Below are 14824 nucleotides of genomic sequence, written 5' to 3' on the forward strand. Positions count from 1 at the left end.
TCTGGGTCCGCCATGCATTGCCCGTTCTGCCGCCATCCCGATTCCCGCGTGATCGACTCGCGGACGAGTGACGACGGGCTCAGCATCCGTCGTCGTCGTCAGTGCCCGCAGTGCGGGGGCCGGTTCTCGACGATCGAGACGGCGAGTCTGAACGTGATCAAGCGCTCTGGCGTCGTCGAGCCGTTCAGCCGCGAGAAGGTCATGTCCGGCGTCCGCAAGGCCTGTCAGGGGCGCCCGGTCACCGAGGGCGACCTCGCGGTGCTTGCGCAGAAAGTCGAGGAGGCCGTACGCCAGACGGGTTCCTCGCAGGTCGACACGAACGAGATCGGACTGGCGATCCTGGGTCCGCTCCGCGACCTCGACGAGGTCGCGTACCTCCGCTTCGCCAGCGTCTACCAGGCGTTCGACTCGCTCGAGGACTTCGAATCGGCGATCGGTCAGCTCCGCGCAGATCACGCTTCTCCGGCTCCGGACGAATCGGTCGCACCCGCCTGAGCGGATAGCCTGGAGGCGATGTATCCCCTCCTCTTCCGCACCGTCCTCGCCCGGATGGATCCCGAGACGGCGCACCACGCGGCCATGGTCGTGATCCGGCTCGCCGGGGTCGCACCCTTCGCCTGGATCGCGCGAGCGTTGACGCGCCCGGCTCCCTCATCGCAGGTGTCGGCGCTCGGTCTGACGTTCGACTCGCCGTTCGGCGTCGCCGCCGGCTTCGACAAGGACGTCCGCGCCGTCCGGGGGCTGCACGCCCTCGGATTCGGGCACATCGAAGTGGGGACGATCACCGCGATCCCGCAGGAGGGCAACCCCCGCCCGCGGCTTTTCCGCCTGATCCCCGACCGTGCCGTGATCAACCGGATGGGCTTCAACAACCGCGGGGCGACCGAAGCGGCTCGCCGGCTCCAGCGCCTCCGCAAGCGCCGCCAAGGCGCGGTCATCGGTGTGAACATCGGCAAGAGTCGCGTCGTGGACGTCGAGAACGCGACCGAGGACTATGTCCACAGCGCCACGCTCCTCGCGCCGCTCGCCGACTACCTCGTCGTGAACGTGTCGTCGCCGAACACGCCGGGGCTGCGCGGACTCCAGGCGGTGGAGACGCTGCGGCCTCTGCTGGTCGCAGTCAGGGACGCGGCGGGCCGGACGCCGCTCCTCGTGAAGATCGCCCCCGACCTTCCGGATGACGAGGTCGAGGCCGTCGCCCGTCTCGCCGTCGAAATCGGGCTGTCCGGCATCATCGCGACGAACACGACGATCTCACGCGACGACCTGCGCACCGACGCAGCAGTCGTGGAATCGGCCGGCGCGGGAGGGCTGTCGGGCGCTCCGCTCGCCGCGCGCGCCCTCGAGGTACTGCGGATCGTTCGCGCCGTCGTGCCGGAGGAGTTCGTCGTCATCTCGGTCGGGGGCGTGGAGACAGCCGCGGATGTGCGCGAACGGCTGCGTGCCGGCGCGACGCTCGTGCAGGGCTACACGGCGTTCCTGTACCGCGGCCCGTTGTGGGGGCGTCAGATCAACCGGGGTCTCGTCGCAGACCGGTGACGCTCAGACGGGGTGCTGCCCGCGCTTGACCTGCGGCTTCGGCAGACGCATGAACCTCATCTGGATGATGCGCATCGCGCCGTACCAGCCCAGGCCCTTCTCCGTGCGCTCGGCGCCGAACTTCTTGCGCGCCGCCTGCTTGACCCGGATCGAGGTCAGCACCATGTCGCCGATCACGAAGAGGATGAAGATCCACAGGCCGATGAACGAGTAGTACTGCACGGCCGGGACCGGGATGAAGGTGGCGAGGATCACCAGGACCATGGCCGGCATCACGGCTTCGCCCAGGTGCCAGCCCGAGTCGATGAAGTCGCGCACGAACTTGCGCTGCGGGCCCTTGTCCCGGATCGGCAGGTACTTGTCCTCGCCGGCGGCCATGCCGATGCGGGCCTTCTCGCGCTGCGCGGCGAGCTCCGCCTTCGCGCGCGCCTTCGCCTCTTTCGTGTCGGCCACGAGCGGGCGCTTGCGGGCGGCCTCCTGCTCGGCGCGCGTCGGGGTCGCACGGCCCTTCCCGCCGGAGGTCGCCTGGTCCGGAACGTCTGCGGGGACGGGAGCTGCGGGGGTTTTCGCCACGATGGAACCTCGGAGTCTCGAAAAGGAAGCACCTTAAGATTACCCGCATGAACACCGACCTCACCCGACAGGATGCCGTGCGCGATGCCGCCGCATCCGGTATCCCCGCTGCTCTCGCCGATCTGGGCACCCTCGTGCGCATCCCCTCGGTCGCGTTCCCGGGATTCGACGCGACAGAGGTCCAGCGCAGCGCCGAGGCCGTGAAGGCCCTCGTGGACGACCTGGGTCTGTTCGACAGCGTCGAGATCCGGCGCGCGGGGATCGCCGGCACGGACGAGATCGGGCATCCCGCCGTCCTGGCCACGCGCGCCGCCCGCAACGGCCGGCCGACGATCCTGCTCTACGCCCACCACGACGTGCAGCCGGTGGGGGATGAGGCGCTCTGGGAGTCCTCGCCGTTCGAACCCACCGTCCGCGACGGACGTCTCTACGGCCGCGGCGCCGCCGACGACAAGGCGGGCGTCATGGCGCACGTCGCCGCGCTGCGCGCGCTGAAGGAGGCGCTCGGCCCCGACTTCGACCTCGGCGTCGCTCTCTTCATCGAGGGGGAGGAGGAGGCCGGCTCGCGATCGTTCGCGCAGTTCCTCAGCGAGAACGCCGACGCGCTTCGGGCCGATGTCATCGTGGTCGCCGATTCCGGCAACTGGGACGCCCGGACTCCGGCCCTCACGGTGTCGCTCCGCGGCAACACGCGCTTCACTCTGCGGGTCCGCACGCTCGAGCACGCGTCGCACTCGGGCATGTTCGGGGGAGCGGTGCCCGACGCCATGATGGCAACGGTCACGCTCCTGGCCACCCTCTGGGACGAGGACGGCGCCGTCGCCGTCGAGGGGCTCACCGAGAGGGATGCCGAAACCCCGGCCTACGACGAAGTGACTCTTCGCGACGAAGCCGGGCTGCCCGACGGAGTCAGCCCCATCGGGCGAGGGTCGATCCTCAGCCGGATCTGGAACAAACCGTCGATCACGGTCACGGGAATCGACGCGCCCAGCGTCGCGAACGCGTCGAACACGCTGAGTCCGGAGGTGAGTGTTGTCATCAGCGCCCGCGTCGCGCCCGGGCAGCCGGCCCGCGAGGCGTACGCGGCGATCGAGGCCCATCTGCGCGCCCGCGCGCCGTTCGGTGCAGAGCTCGCCTTCTCGGATCAGGACTACGGCGACGCGTTCCTCGTGGACACGAGCGGCGCGGCGGTCGCCCGGGCCCTCGAGGCGATGCACGAGGCGTACGGGGTCGAGCCGGTGGAGATCGGCGTCGGCGGATCCATCCCGTTCATCGCAGATCTGGTTCGCGAGTTCCCCGCCGCGCAGATCCTGGTCACCGGCGTCGAGGACCCGCACGCCCGAGCGCACAGCCCGAACGAATCGCTGCACCTCGAGACCTTCCGCAACGCCGTGCTGGCCGAAGCGCTCCTCTTGGAGAAGCTGGATGCGGAGTCCGCCGGGGCGTAGCGGACCCGCCCGCCCGACCCGGGCGTAGAATCGACACACCACGCCGCGTCTCGCGGCCCACCCGGAGGAGTGCCATGACCGACACTGCACTGTCGACCGACCAGCCCGTTCTCGAGCACGGCGTCGGGCTCACCGAGGCCGCCGCGCTGAAGGTGAAGAGCCTGCTGCAGCAGGAGGGTCGAGATGACCTCCGTCTGCGTGTCGCGGTGCAGCCGGGCGGCTGCAGCGGCCTGATCTATCAGCTCTACTTCGACGAGCGCTACCTCGACGGCGACAAGACCGTCGATTTCGACGGTGTCGAGGTGATCGTCGACGACATGAGCGTCCCTTACCTCGACGGCGCGAAGATCGACTTCAAGGACACGATCTCGGAGCAGGGTTTCACGATCGACAACCCGAACGCCGCCGGAAGCTGCGCCTGCGGCGACAGCTTCCACTGATCTGCCGTCTTCCGTGATCGGGCCCGTCCTGTGCGAACAGCGTTAGGGCCCGATTTCGTCCCCCGAACACACGGCGCAACCTGGGCGGATGGCCTGAATGCGCCCGGAGGTTGCCCTAGACTGGCGATGTCCGCTTCACGTCCGAAAGGTGCATTGTGCCCCTGAGTCGAGTGCCCTCGAAACGCCTCCTGCGCTGGGCTGCGATCCCCATCGGAGTCGCGACAGCCGTCGCCCTCGCAGGGTGCACGCAGGCCGAGCTTCACGGCTACCTGCCCGGCTTCGAGGAGGGCGCCGAGCCGACCACGAACCACACGGACATGGTCGCCGGTCTCTGGGTCAACTCCTGGATCGTGCTCCTTGTCGTCGGCATCATCACGTGGGGTCTCATGGGCTGGGCGGCCATCGTGTACCGCCGGCGCAAGGGCCAGGTCGGGCTTCCCGTCCAGCTGCGGTACAACATGCCGATCGAGATCTTCTACACGATCGTCCCGCTGATCCTGGTCATCGGCTTCTTCGCGTTCACCGCCCGCGACCAGACGATCCTCGAGACGCAGACCGAGGACCCGGACGTGTCGATCATCGCGATCGGCAAGCAGTGGGCGTGGGACTTCCAGTACAACGGCGAGGACGAGGACGGCTCGGACGCCGTCTGGTCGATGGGTGTCCAGGCCGACCCCGCCGCGAACGGCGACGTCGACCAGGAGAAGCTTCCGACGCTCTACCTGCCGGTCGACAAGTCGGTGAAGATCCTCCTCCAGTCGCGTGACGTCATCCACTCCTTCTGGGTCATTGACTTCCTCTACAAGAAGGACATGTACATCGGGCGTGACAACTACTGGTCGTTCACGCCGACCCGCGAGGGCACGTACGCGGGCAAGTGCGCCGAGCTGTGCGGCGAGTACCACTCGGCAATGCTCTTCAACGTCAAGGTCGTCAGCGAGGCCGAGTACGAGGATTACCTCGCGACGCTCAAGGCCGCCGGCCAGACCGGTGACATCAACGACGAATACGACCGGCTCCAGAACCAGCCCGGCACGGGCGCGACCGCTGAAGGAGATGAGTGATCATGGCGACCACACTTCCATTACAGGAATCGTCGCCGGGTCGCCCGACGACTCTGCCTCCCCGTCAGGCCGCGCTGCTGAGCTCGTCCCGCGTCGGGCAGAAGGGCAACATCGTCGTCAAGTGGATCACTTCCACTGACCACAAGACGATCGGCTACCTGTACCTGATCTCGTCCGTCATCTTCTTCATGCTCGGCGGCGTGATGGCGCTGATCATGCGTGCTGAGCTGTTCGAGCCGGGCATGCAGATCATCCCGACCAAAGAGCAGTACAACCAGCTGTTCACGATGCACGGCACGATCATGCTGCTCATGTTCGCGACGCCGCTCTTCGCGGGATTCGCGAACGTGATCATGCCGCTGCAGATCGGTGCGCCCGACGTCGCCTTCCCGCGCCTGAACGCGTTCGCGTTCTGGCTGTTCCTGTTCGGCTCGACGATCGCGGTCGCCGGCTTCCTCACCCCGCAGGGCGCCGCGGCGTTCGGCTGGTTCGCGTATCAGCCGCTCGCGAATGCGAGTTTCTCGCCCGGCGTCGGTGGCAACCTCTGGATGCTGGGCCTCGGTATGAGCGGCTTCGGCACGATCCTCGGTGCGGTGAACTTCATCACCACGATCATCACGATGCGCGCTCCTGGCATGACGATGTGGCGCATGCCGATCTTCACGTGGAACACGCTCGTGACCAGCATCCTCATCCTGATGGCCTTCCCGGTGCTGGCCGCGGCCATCCTCGCGGCGGGTGCCGACCGCGTGCTCGGCGCGCACATCTACGACCCGGCCAACGGCGGTGTCCTGCTGTGGCAGCACCTGTTCTGGTTCTTCGGGCACCCCGAGGTGTACATCATCGCGCTGCCGTTCTTCGGCATCGTCTCCGAGATCTTCCCGGTGTTCAGCCGCAAGCCGATCTTCGGATACAAGACGCTCGTCTACGCGACGATCGCGATCGCCGCGCTGTCGGTGGCCGTCTGGGCGCACCACATGTACGTCACCGGTGCCGTGCTGCTGCCGTTCTTCGCGCTCATGACGATGTTGATCGCGGTGCCCACGGGCGTGAAGATCTTCAACTGGATCGGCACGATGTGGCGGGGGTCGGTGACGTTCGAGACGCCAATGGTGTTCGCGCTCGGCTTCCTCGTGTCGTTCGTCTTCGGTGGACTCACCGGCGTGATCCTCGCCTCGCCGCCGCTGGACTTCGCCCTGTCTGACTCGTACTTCGTCGTGGCGCACTTCCACTACGTCGTCTTCGGCACCGTTGTGTTCGCGATGTTCGCCGGGTTCTACTTCTGGTGGCCCAAGTTCACCGGCAAGATGCTCAACGAGCGTCTCGGGATGGTCCACTTCTGGATGCTGTTCGTCGGCTTCCACATGACCTTCCTCATCCAGCACTGGCTCGGGGTCGACGGTATGGCCCGACGGTACGCGGACTACTCCGCCGCAGACGGTTGGCTGTGGGAGAACCAGCTGTCCACCGTCGGTGCGATGATCCTCGGTGCATCGATGATCCCGTTCCTGTTCAACGTCTGGATGACGGCGCGGAAGGCTCCGAAGGTCACGGTGAACGACCCGTGGGGATACGGCGGCTCGCTCGAATGGGCGACCTCCTGCCCGCCGCCACGGCACAACTTCACGTCGATCCCGCGCATCCGCAGCGAGCGGCCGGCATTCGATCTCAACCATCCCGAGGCCGGCATCCCGGTCGGCGTCGGACCGGCGAAGGATGCTCCCGAAGCCCCGGTCGTCGATCTCGACGAAGGAAAGGTGAAGTAGGTGAGGACCAACACCGGTCTCTGGTGGGTGCTGTCGGCCTTCTTCCTGCTGATGGCGATCGTGTACACGATCTGGGCCATCATCACGAGTCCCGACCAGTCGTGGTACACCGGACTCGAGCCCGTTGGTTCCGTTGCGCTCCTGTTCGCGTGCCTGATGGCCGCGCTGATCGCGTTCTATGTCGGGCGCGTGCACAAGGCTCAGGGCGGTGAACTGCCCGAGGACATCCTCACGTCGGACATCGACGACGGTGACCCCGAGGTGGGCGAGTTCAGCCCCTGGTCGTGGTGGCCCATCGTGCTCGCCTTCTCAGCGGCACTCGCGATCCTCGGCCTGGCTGTCGGCGCATGGATCTTCCCGATCGGCCTCGGCGTCTTCGCCGTCGCGATCGTCGGGTGGGTGTACGAGTACTACCGCGGATACTTCGCCCGCTGATCCTCACCAGATCGTGCCCCTGCGGTTGACAGGCGCCGGCGTCTCGGACGTCGGCGCCTTTCGCACGATCAACCAGGATGCCGCGTTCACCGCCGGCTGGGGCGCTGTCGTGGCTGACGGCGTGGGTGGCGCTCCGGCGATCTCGCTTCCGCAGCGCTGATCCATAGCCTTGTCGCCGGGCGCACGATGCCGGCGGATGCGGCCGTGCTTCCCGCCGCTTCGTCCCCTGAGGACGGTGCGCACGCGCTCGTCGACATCACACTGAGGGCCGGTACGCGCGACGGACGTCACGGCTGTGGTGTGCGACGTCGAGGTCGCTCCAGGCGCGGTGGAACGGGATCTTCCCGACTTCCGCGCGGTGAGGCCGCTGGGCGGTTCGGCGAGGAGCTCGAGACGACCTGAGTCAGGCTCCTGTCGGAGCGCGCACGACCATGACCTGGGCATCGAACGTCCGGGGGAGGGAACCCTCGTCGTTCTCGGTCGGCTGGCCCTCGCGCACCCAGTACTCGTAGCCGCCGATCATCTCCTTGACCGAGAAGCCGAGCCGGGCGAACTCGATCGCCGCCTTCGTGCCGGCGTTGCATCCGGGGCTCCAGCAGTACACGACGACCGGAATCCGCGCGTCGAGCTCGGCCGGCGCCCGTTCTGCGATCTCCTGTCGCCGAAGATGCACTGCCCCGGAGATGCGTCCCTGCGCCCACGCCTCGTCGCTGCGGACATCGACGAGCACGAAGTCCTCACCGGCCTTCTGTGCGGCGTAGACATCGGAGGCGTCGGTCTCGTGGGCGAGCTTGGCGGAGAAGTAGGCGAGGGCGTCTGTCATCCCTCCACGCTACGACAGACGCCTGGCACCCTCCGTGCGGAGGAGTGCCAGGCGTCGTCGGATGACTGCCGATCAGTCGGAGGAGGGCTTCTTGCCCTTCTTCGGGGCTTCCTTCTCGGCGATGATCACGTTGGACGGGCGGACGGCCGTCTCAGAGGCGCGTCCGTCGTCGATCGGCACGTGCGGAGCGTCCGGGACACCGGCGCGCTCGTGAGCGCCCTGGATCTCGAGGTCTTCCTCGGCGGCGATGTGCTCGAGCTCGTGGTGCTGGTGGGCAACCGCCTCATCGAGCTCCGCCTGTGTGAGCGGTGCGAGGCGATCCTCGAACAGCGAACGCGAGGCGACCGCGCGGAGCTTCTCGTGCCACGGGATGCGACCCTTTGCGTTCGGACGGACCACGAGCGGCTCGTACGTCTCGTTGTCCACGAGCTTCCAGCGCTCGTACTCGTCGACGGGCTGGTGGACCTCGATGTACTCGCCACCGGGGAGGCGCACGATGCGTCCCGACTCGTAGCCGTGCAGGGCGATCTCGCGGTCCTTCTTCTGCAGGGCGAGGCAGATGCGCTTCGTGACGAAGTACGCGACGATCGGTCCGATCACCAGCAGCGCTTGCAGCGTGTGGATCACGCCTTCCATCGTGAGGTGGAAGTGCGTCGCGATGATGTCCGAGGACGCCGCCGCCCACAGGACCGCGTAGAACGTGACACCGGCGGCGCCGATGGCGGTGCGGGTCGCCGCGTTGCGCGGACGCTGGGCGATGTGGTGCTCACGCTTGTCGCCCGTGATCCACGCCTCGATGAAGGGGTAGATCAGCACGACAAGGATGAACAGCGCCAGTCCGACGAGCGGAACGAGGATGTTGAACGACCAGGTGCGGTTCAGGAAGACGAACTCCCACCCCGGCGGGACCAGACGCAGCGCACCGTCGGCGAAGCCGATGTACCAGTCGGGCTGGGTGCCTGCCGACACGGGGGACGGGTCGTACGGACCGTAGTTCCAGATCGGGTTGATCGTGAACAGCGACGCGATCAGCACGATCACACCGAACGTGATGAACAGGAAGCCGCCCATCTTCGACATGTACACCGGCATCATCGGGTAGCCGACGACGTTGCTGTTCGTGCGGCCGGGGCCGGCGAACTGGGTGTGCTTGTTGACGATCATCAGCATCAGGTGCACCACGAGCAGACCCACCAGGATCGCCGGCAGCAGCAGGATGTGCAGGGTGTAGAGGCGTCCGACGATCGCCGTGCCCGGGAACTCGCCGCCGAAGAGAAGGAACGAGGTCCACGTGCCGATCAGGGGGATCCCCTTGATCATGCCGTCGATGATGCGCAGGCCGTTGCCCGAGAGCAGGTCGTCGGGAAGCGAATAGCCGGTGAAGCCCTCCGCCATCGCGAGGATGAACAGGACGAAGCCGATCACCCAGTTGAGTTCGCGCGGCTTGCGGAACGCGCCGGTGAAGAAGATGCGCAGCATGTGCACACCGATGCCGGCGACGAACACGAGGGCGGCCCAGTGATGGATCTGGCGGACCAGCAGACCGCCGCGGATGTCGAACGAGATCCGCAGCGACGAGTCCAGTGCCGCGGACATCTCGACACCGCGCATCGGCAGGAAAGCGCCGGTGTAGTGGGTCGGGACCATCGAGGCCTGGAAGAAGAACGTCAAGAACGTTCCGGAGAGCAGGACGACGACGAAGGACCAGAGCGCGATCTCACCCAGCATGAACGACCAGTGGTCGGGGAAGATCTTGCGTCCGAGCTCCTTGACCATCCCGGAGAGGCTGGTGCGCTCGTCGATGTAGTTCGCGGTCGCGCCGATGAAGCGGCCGCCCAGCGGCTTTTCGCGTGTTTCGGCGTCAGGGTTGTCGGCGGGTGCCGTGGCGGTACTCAATGGCGCTCCCAGAAGCTCGGGCCTACGGGTTCGGTGAAGCCGCTGCGCGCGACGAGGTAGCCCTCTTCGTCGATGGTGATCGGAAGCTGCGGCAGGGGACGGGCCGCCGGGCCGAAGATGACCGCGGCGCCGTTTGCCACGTCGAACTGCGACTGGTGGCACGGGCACAGCAGATGGTGCGTCTGCTGCTCATACAGGGCGACGGGGCACCCCACGTGGGTGCACACCTTGGAGTACGCGACGATGCCGTCGTAGGACCAGTCGGCCCGCTCGGGCGTCTCGTTGAGGTCTTCGGGCAGCAGGCGCATGAGGAGGACGATCGCCTTCGCCTTCTGCTCGAGGTAACCCTCCTCGTGTCCCAGTTCGGCGAGAGCCTCGGGGATCACGTGCACGGCCGAGCCGAGGGTGACGTCCGCGGCGCGGATCGGAGTGCCTTCGGGGTCGTGTGCGAGACGCATGCCCTCGGTCCACATCGTGGTCTCGAGCAATTCGACCGGGTCCTCACCCTCGGGGGCGAGGCCGCGGAACAGCACGATGCCGGGGACGACCGACGCGACGATCGCGGCGAACATCGAGTTGCGGATCATGACACGGCGGCCGAATCCGGATTCCTCGTTCGCCTCCGCGAAGGCCTGAACTGCGGCGGCGCGGGTGGTGTCGCGCCCGCGGGTCGCGTGACGCGGCTCCGTGTGCTCCTTGTCGGACATGATCGCCTTGGACCAGTGGATCGCGGCGATGCCGATCGCGAGCAGTGCCAGGGCGATGCCCAGACCGACGAAGAGGTTGTTGTTGCGGATGTCGACGATCGCGCCGCTCTCGATCGGGAAGAGCATGTAGGCGGCGATCGCCCAGATGCTCGCCGCGAGCGAGACGTAGAACAGCGTGTACACCGTGCGGACCGCGTTCTTCATCGCGACGGGGTCCTTGTCGGTCATCCGCTCCCGGTGGGGCGGAAGAGCCGGGGGCTGCACCGGGTCGGAAACCTCGACGGCGAGCCCGGGCGAGGGCTTCCAAGAGGCCCTCTCATGCTCGAGCGGGTCGTCCTCGTGTGCCATGGTGATCCTCGTTCGTTGCTGTGTTCGTGACTGCTGTCGAGTCGATCAGTTGGATTTCGCCGTGATCCACACGGTGATGGCGATCAGGCCGCCGATGCCGAAGATCCAGATGAACAGACCCTCCGACACGGGACCGAGCGAGCCGAGCGAGAAGCCGCCGGGCGACTCGTTCTGCTGCAGGAACAGCAGGGCCGAGATGATGTCGCGCTTGTCCTCGGTGGTGAGGGTCAGGTCATTGAAGACCGGCATGTTCTGCGGTCCGGTGACCATCGCCGCGTACATGTGCAGGGCACTGGTGTTCTGCAGGCCGGGGGCGTATTTGCCCTCGGTCAGCGCACCGCCGGCGGCGGCGACGTTGTGGCACATGGCGCAGTTGACGCGGAAGAGCTCGGCGCCGCGCGCGACGTCGCCCTGGCCGTCGATCGTCTCTTCAGACGGGAACGTGGGGCCGGGCGCCATCGACTGCACGTACGCGGCCATCGCGAGGATCTGCTCCTCGGTGAACTGAGCCGGCTTCTGCGGTGCCTGCGGGGCGGATGCCTGCAGCGGCATGCGGCCGGTCGAGACCTGGAACTCCACCGCGAGCTCGCCGACGCCGTACAGCGACGGGCCTTCACCGGAACCCTGGAGGTCGAGTCCGTGGCAGGTCGCACAGTTCGCCTGGAACAGCTTCTTGCCGTCTTCGACGGTCAGAGCGGACGCCGTCGTCGTGTCGGTGCCCGCCGCCATCGCCGCAGACGCACCCGCGTACACGCCGCCGGTGATCAGGAGGCCGATGCCGATGAGGGCGGCCGCAGCCCAGGGACTGCGGCGGCCGTTCGTGCGGCGCTTGGTCTCTCGTGCCATGTCGGAAATCAGCTCCAGCTCTTATTTCAGGAAGTAGATGACGAGGAAGAGGGCGATCCAGACGACATCGACGAAGTGCCAGTAGTACGACACGACGATCGCGGAAGTCATCTCCTTGCGCCCGAAGTTCTTGACGGCGAATGCGCGGCCGATCACGAGGAGGAAGGCGATGAGGCCACCCGTCACGTGCAGGGCGTGGAAGCCGGTGGTGAGGTAGAAGGCGGAGGCGTAGGCGTTCGCCTGGATCGGCATGCCTTCCGCGACGAGCTGCGCGTACTCCCAGACCTGACCGGAGACGAAGATCGCGCCGAGGGCGAACGTCAGCCAGAACCACTCGACCATTCCCCAGCCGAGCCAGCCGCGCTTGCGCGTCGAATAGGGCTGGAACCGCTCGGCCGCGAAGACACCCATCTGGCACGTGACCGAGGACAGCACGAGGATGATCGTGTTGACGGTCGCGTACGGGATGTTCAGCAGCTGCGTCTCCTGCGCCCAGAGGTCGGGCGAAGTGCTGCGGAGGGTGAAGTAGATCGCGAAGAGGCCGGCGAAGAACATCACTTCGCTGCCCAGCCACACGATGGTTCCGACGGCGACCGGATCGGGCCGCTTGACGGAACGCATGGCCTGCGAGTAGGTCGCTGTCGTGGTCGTCACCTGACCATTATGGCCGATCCTCGAGGCGCCGGATCGCATTCGCGGTCTCGATTTATTCCCTTTCGGACTCGATGCACCCTCGGAGCGCGCCGCGAGTCCGCTGGGAGTCCGGCAAGAACTCGCCCGGGGCCGTTCGCGTCCGAGCGCCACGCCCGGCACCGGGGCGATCACGCCCGCGGCTAGGCTGTGGGCTTATGGCGGAGCTGTACACCTGGCCGGGCATCCTCACGACGCTTCTCGACGACCGCGACTTGAGTGTGTCCGAGTCGACGTGGGCGATGCGACAGATCATGTCGGGTTCGGCGACCCCGTCCCAGCTGGGTGGATTCCTCCTCGCGCTCCGCGCGAAGGGTGAGACCGTCGACGAGATCGTGGGCTTCCGCGACGCGATCCTCGAGGCCGCCCTGCCGCTGCGCGTGGACCCGAACGTGCTCGACATCGTCGGCACCGGCGGTGACCGCTTCGGCACCGTGAACGTGTCCACGATGGCGGCGGTCGTGGCGGCGGCATCCGGTGTCCCCGTCGTCAAGCACGGCAACCGCGCTGCGAGCTCGGCGTCAGGGTCGTCGGACGTGCTGTCGGCGCTCGGCATCGATCTGGCGCTGACCCCCGATCAGGTCGCGACCACGCTCGAGCGCGCGGGCATCACGTTCGCCTTCGCGTCGGCTTTCCACCCGGGGTTCCGTCACGCCGGTCCGGCCCGCGCCGAGCTCGGCGTGCCGACGGTGTTCAACTTCCTCGGGCCGCTGTGCAACCCGGCGCGCGCCGAGGCCAACGCCGTCGGTGTCGCGCACCTGGACCGCGTCCCTCTGATCACGGGCGTGTTCCGCACGCGTGGGGCGACAGCCCTGGTGTTCCGCGGCGACGACGGTCTGGACGAACTGACCACGACCGGGCACAGCCGGCTGTGGGAGGTCAGTCGCGGCGACGTGCACGAGCACGACCTCGATCCGCGTGATCTCGGCATCCCGCTGGCCGACATCGACGATCTGCTCGGCGGCGAGCCCGCGCACAACGCGCAGATCGTCCACCGCGTCTTCGACGGAGAGACGGGTCCGGTGCGCGACATCGTGCTGCTCAACGCCGCCGCCGGAATCGTCGCGTTCCGGCTGTCGCAGGACGCGAACGAAGTGCAGCGGCCGATCCTGGAGCGCCTGGCAGAGGCGAAGGACGCCGCCGCGGCGGCGATCGGCGCGGGCCTCGCAGCGCAGAAGCTCTCGGACTGGGTCGCGGCGACCCGCTCGTTCGCCTAGACCGCAGCCGCGATGCACCCCCACGACGCGCTGACCGAGATCGCGACGCTGCTCGAGCGGGAGCGGTCCTCGCGCTACAAGTCCAAGGCGTTCCGGACGGCGGCGGACGCGATCGCGGGGCTGAGCGAGGAGCAGCTGCGGGATGCCGCGGCCCTGCGTCGCCGCAAGGGCATCGGCGATTCGACCTTCGCCGTGATCCAGGAAGCACTTGCCGGCGACGTGCCCGGGTACCTCGTCGATCTGCGCGAGCGCGCGGGAGTGCAACGTTCGTCGGCGCTGCGCGCCGAGCTGCGCGGCGACCTGCACAGCCACAGTGACTGGTCGGACGGACTCACTTCGATCGACCTGATGGTCGATGCGGCGCGTGCGCTCGGGCACGAGTACCTGGCGCTGACCGATCACTCTCCGCGGCTGCGGGTCGCGAACGGTCTGTCGCCGGAGCGCCTGCGCGATCAGCTCGAGATCGTCGCGGGGCTCAGCGGCCAGGGATTCACGCTGCTGTCGGGCATCGAGGTCGACATCCTCGAGGACGGCGGACTGGACCAGGAGCCAGAGCTGCTCGGGCGCCTCGACGTCGTGGTGGCCTCCGCCCACTCGAAGCTGCGGATGGAGCGCGGACCGATGACCCGCCGCCTGGTGCGCGCGGTCTCGTCCGGGCGGATCGACGTGCTCGGGCACGTCACGGGACGCCTGGTCGAGGGATCCCGCGGGACCCGGCCACCGTCCACCCTGGACTCCGAGGCCGTGTTCGCCGCGTGCGCCGCGAACGGCGTGGCCGTCGAGATCAACTCCCGACCGGAGCGGCAGGATCCGCCCGACGAGCTCATCGCAGTCGCACTCGAAGCTGGATGCCTGTTCTCGATCGACTCGGACGCTCACGCTCCGGGTCAGCTGTCGCTCCTCGACTACGGCGCCGAGCGGGCGGAACGCGCGGGTGTGCCGGCGGACCGGATCGTCACGACGTGGCCGCTCGCGCGGCTCCGGGAGTGGACGGCGACGCACCGCTGAGAGCGCGGGCGGTACCGTCGAACG

At 67.6% G+C, this 14824-nt stretch carries 16 protein-coding genes; 10 read left to right on the forward strand and 6 right to left on the reverse strand.

Going from position 1 to position 14824, the window contains the following annotated elements; all coding sequences use genetic code 11:
• The first annotated feature begins 12 nt into the window (after positions 1-12).
• Both nrdR and AB0P18_RS09570 read left to right on the forward strand, forming a co-directional pair.
• A complete protein-coding gene (gene nrdR, locus AB0P18_RS09565; RefSeq protein ID WP_344053157.1) occupies positions 13-495 on the forward strand; it encodes a transcriptional regulator NrdR in 483 nt (160 codons plus the stop codon).
• A gap of 18 nt (positions 496-513) precedes the next feature.
• Positions 514-1539 (forward strand): quinone-dependent dihydroorotate dehydrogenase, encoded by a 1026-nt coding sequence (locus AB0P18_RS09570; protein WP_363359819.1) that lies wholly within the window; start codon positions 514-516, stop codon positions 1537-1539.
• A gap of 3 nt (positions 1540-1542) precedes the next feature.
• Here the strand turns inward: AB0P18_RS09570 and AB0P18_RS09575 are convergent, their stop codons facing one another.
• Positions 1543-2112: a DUF3043 domain-containing protein gene (locus tag AB0P18_RS09575; protein WP_344053160.1), complete on the reverse strand. Its 570-nt coding sequence runs from the start codon at positions 2110-2112 to the stop codon at positions 1543-1545.
• 47 nt (positions 2113-2159) lie between these two features.
• Here AB0P18_RS09575 and AB0P18_RS09580 point away from each other — a divergent pair, with 47 nt between their 5' ends.
• The 6 genes from AB0P18_RS09580 to AB0P18_RS09605 all read left to right on the forward strand — a co-directional run bounded on the left by AB0P18_RS09580 (position 2160) and on the right by AB0P18_RS09605 (position 7425).
• Positions 2160-3560: a dipeptidase gene (locus AB0P18_RS09580; protein WP_363359820.1), complete on the forward strand. Its 1401-nt coding sequence runs from the start codon at positions 2160-2162 to the stop codon at positions 3558-3560.
• A gap of 74 nt (positions 3561-3634) precedes the next feature.
• Positions 3635-4000, forward strand: a complete 366-nt coding sequence (gene erpA / locus AB0P18_RS09585) for an iron-sulfur cluster insertion protein ErpA (RefSeq protein ID WP_344053164.1) — start codon at positions 3635-3637, stop codon at positions 3998-4000.
• A 170-nt stretch (positions 4001-4170) separates the two neighbouring features.
• Entirely contained in the window at positions 4171-5064 is an 894-nt protein-coding gene (gene coxB / locus AB0P18_RS09590; RefSeq protein WP_363359821.1) for a cytochrome c oxidase subunit II, read from the forward strand.
• 2 nt (positions 5065-5066) lie between these two features.
• A complete protein-coding gene (gene ctaD / locus AB0P18_RS09595) occupies positions 5067-6830 on the forward strand; it encodes a cytochrome c oxidase subunit I (protein ID WP_363359822.1) in 1764 nt (587 codons plus the stop codon).
• The gene (locus AB0P18_RS09600; RefSeq protein WP_363359823.1) at positions 6831-7265 is read left to right on the forward strand and encodes a cytochrome c oxidase subunit 4; all 435 of its coding nucleotides are present in this window, start codon (positions 6831-6833) and stop codon (positions 7263-7265) included.
• 25 nt (positions 7266-7290) lie between these two features.
• Positions 7291-7425 (forward strand): hypothetical protein, encoded by a 135-nt coding sequence (locus AB0P18_RS09605; RefSeq protein WP_363359824.1) that lies wholly within the window; start codon positions 7291-7293, stop codon positions 7423-7425.
• A gap of 243 nt (positions 7426-7668) precedes the next feature.
• On the opposite strand, the gene AB0P18_RS09610 is transcribed toward AB0P18_RS09605, so the two are convergent.
• The 5 genes from AB0P18_RS09610 to AB0P18_RS09630 form a co-directional block, all read right to left on the reverse strand.
• A complete protein-coding gene (locus AB0P18_RS09610) occupies positions 7669-8088 on the reverse strand; it encodes a rhodanese-like domain-containing protein (protein WP_363359825.1) in 420 nt (139 codons plus the stop codon).
• Between the two features lie 72 nt (positions 8089-8160).
• Positions 8161-9984 carry a ubiquinol-cytochrome c reductase cytochrome b subunit gene (locus tag AB0P18_RS09615; protein ID WP_363359826.1) on the reverse strand — a complete coding sequence of 608 codons (1824 nt, stop codon included), beginning with the start codon at positions 9982-9984 and terminating at the stop codon, positions 8161-8163.
• Positions 9981-11039 carry a Rieske 2Fe-2S domain-containing protein gene (locus AB0P18_RS09620; RefSeq protein WP_344053176.1) on the reverse strand — a complete coding sequence of 353 codons (1059 nt, stop codon included), beginning with the start codon at positions 11037-11039 and terminating at the stop codon, positions 9981-9983. Before AB0P18_RS09620 ends, AB0P18_RS09615 begins: the two co-directional genes overlap by 4 nt.
• A 45-nt stretch (positions 11040-11084) precedes the next feature.
• Positions 11085-11885 (reverse strand): cytochrome c, encoded by an 801-nt coding sequence (locus AB0P18_RS09625; protein WP_344053178.1) that lies wholly within the window; start codon positions 11883-11885, stop codon positions 11085-11087.
• Between the two features lie 21 nt (positions 11886-11906).
• Complete coding sequence (locus AB0P18_RS09630; RefSeq protein ID WP_344055818.1) at positions 11907-12506, reverse strand: heme-copper oxidase subunit III; 600 nt, start codon at positions 12504-12506, stop codon at positions 11907-11909.
• A 227-nt stretch (positions 12507-12733) separates the two neighbouring features.
• Here AB0P18_RS09630 and trpD point away from each other — a divergent pair, with 227 nt between their 5' ends.
• Together trpD and AB0P18_RS09640 are read left to right on the forward strand one after the other, a co-directional pair.
• Positions 12734-13792, forward strand: coding sequence for an anthranilate phosphoribosyltransferase (gene trpD / locus AB0P18_RS09635; protein ID WP_363359827.1), 1059 nt, complete (start codon positions 12734-12736; stop codon positions 13790-13792).
• Positions 13793-13804: 12 nt separating this feature from the next.
• Positions 13805-14800: a PHP domain-containing protein gene (locus AB0P18_RS09640; RefSeq protein ID WP_363359828.1), complete on the forward strand. Its 996-nt coding sequence runs from the start codon at positions 13805-13807 to the stop codon at positions 14798-14800.
• Positions 14801-14824 lie beyond the last annotated feature (24 nt).

Source organism: Microbacterium sp. NPDC064584 (assembly GCF_040687315.1).
Classification (GTDB): Bacteria; Actinomycetota; Actinomycetes; order Actinomycetales; family Microbacteriaceae; genus Microbacterium; species Microbacterium lacus.

What these genes read in the sequence shown, in the direction of transcription:
- AB0P18_RS09630 (WP_344055818.1), bottom strand. Translation starts at nt 12,506, where the DNA reads ATGCGTTCCGTCAAGCGGCCCGATCCGGTCGCCGTCGGAACCATCGTG.
- ctaD (WP_363359822.1), top strand. Translation starts at nt 5,067, where the DNA reads ATGGCGACCACACTTCCATTACAGGAATCGTCGCCGGGTCGCCCGACG.
- AB0P18_RS09570 (WP_363359819.1), top strand. Translation starts at nt 514, where the DNA reads ATGTATCCCCTCCTCTTCCGCACCGTCCTCGCCCGGATGGATCCCGAG.
- erpA (WP_344053164.1), top strand. Translation starts at nt 3,635, where the DNA reads ATGACCGACACTGCACTGTCGACCGACCAGCCCGTTCTCGAGCACGGC.
- AB0P18_RS09640 (WP_363359828.1), top strand. Translation starts at nt 13,805, where the DNA reads ATGCACCCCCACGACGCGCTGACCGAGATCGCGACGCTGCTCGAGCGG.
- AB0P18_RS09610 (WP_363359825.1), bottom strand. Translation starts at nt 8,088, where the DNA reads ATGACAGACGCCCTCGCCTACTTCTCCGCCAAGCTCGCCCACGAGACC.
- trpD (WP_363359827.1), top strand. Translation starts at nt 12,734, where the DNA reads ATGGCGGAGCTGTACACCTGGCCGGGCATCCTCACGACGCTTCTCGAC.
- nrdR (WP_344053157.1), top strand. Translation starts at nt 13, where the DNA reads ATGCATTGCCCGTTCTGCCGCCATCCCGATTCCCGCGTGATCGACTCG.
- AB0P18_RS09580 (WP_363359820.1), top strand. Translation starts at nt 2,160, where the DNA reads ATGAACACCGACCTCACCCGACAGGATGCCGTGCGCGATGCCGCCGCA.
- AB0P18_RS09625 (WP_344053178.1), bottom strand. Translation starts at nt 11,885, where the DNA reads ATGGCACGAGAGACCAAGCGCCGCACGAACGGCCGCCGCAGTCCCTGG.
- AB0P18_RS09620 (WP_344053176.1), bottom strand. Translation starts at nt 11,039, where the DNA reads ATGGCACACGAGGACGACCCGCTCGAGCATGAGAGGGCCTCTTGGAAG.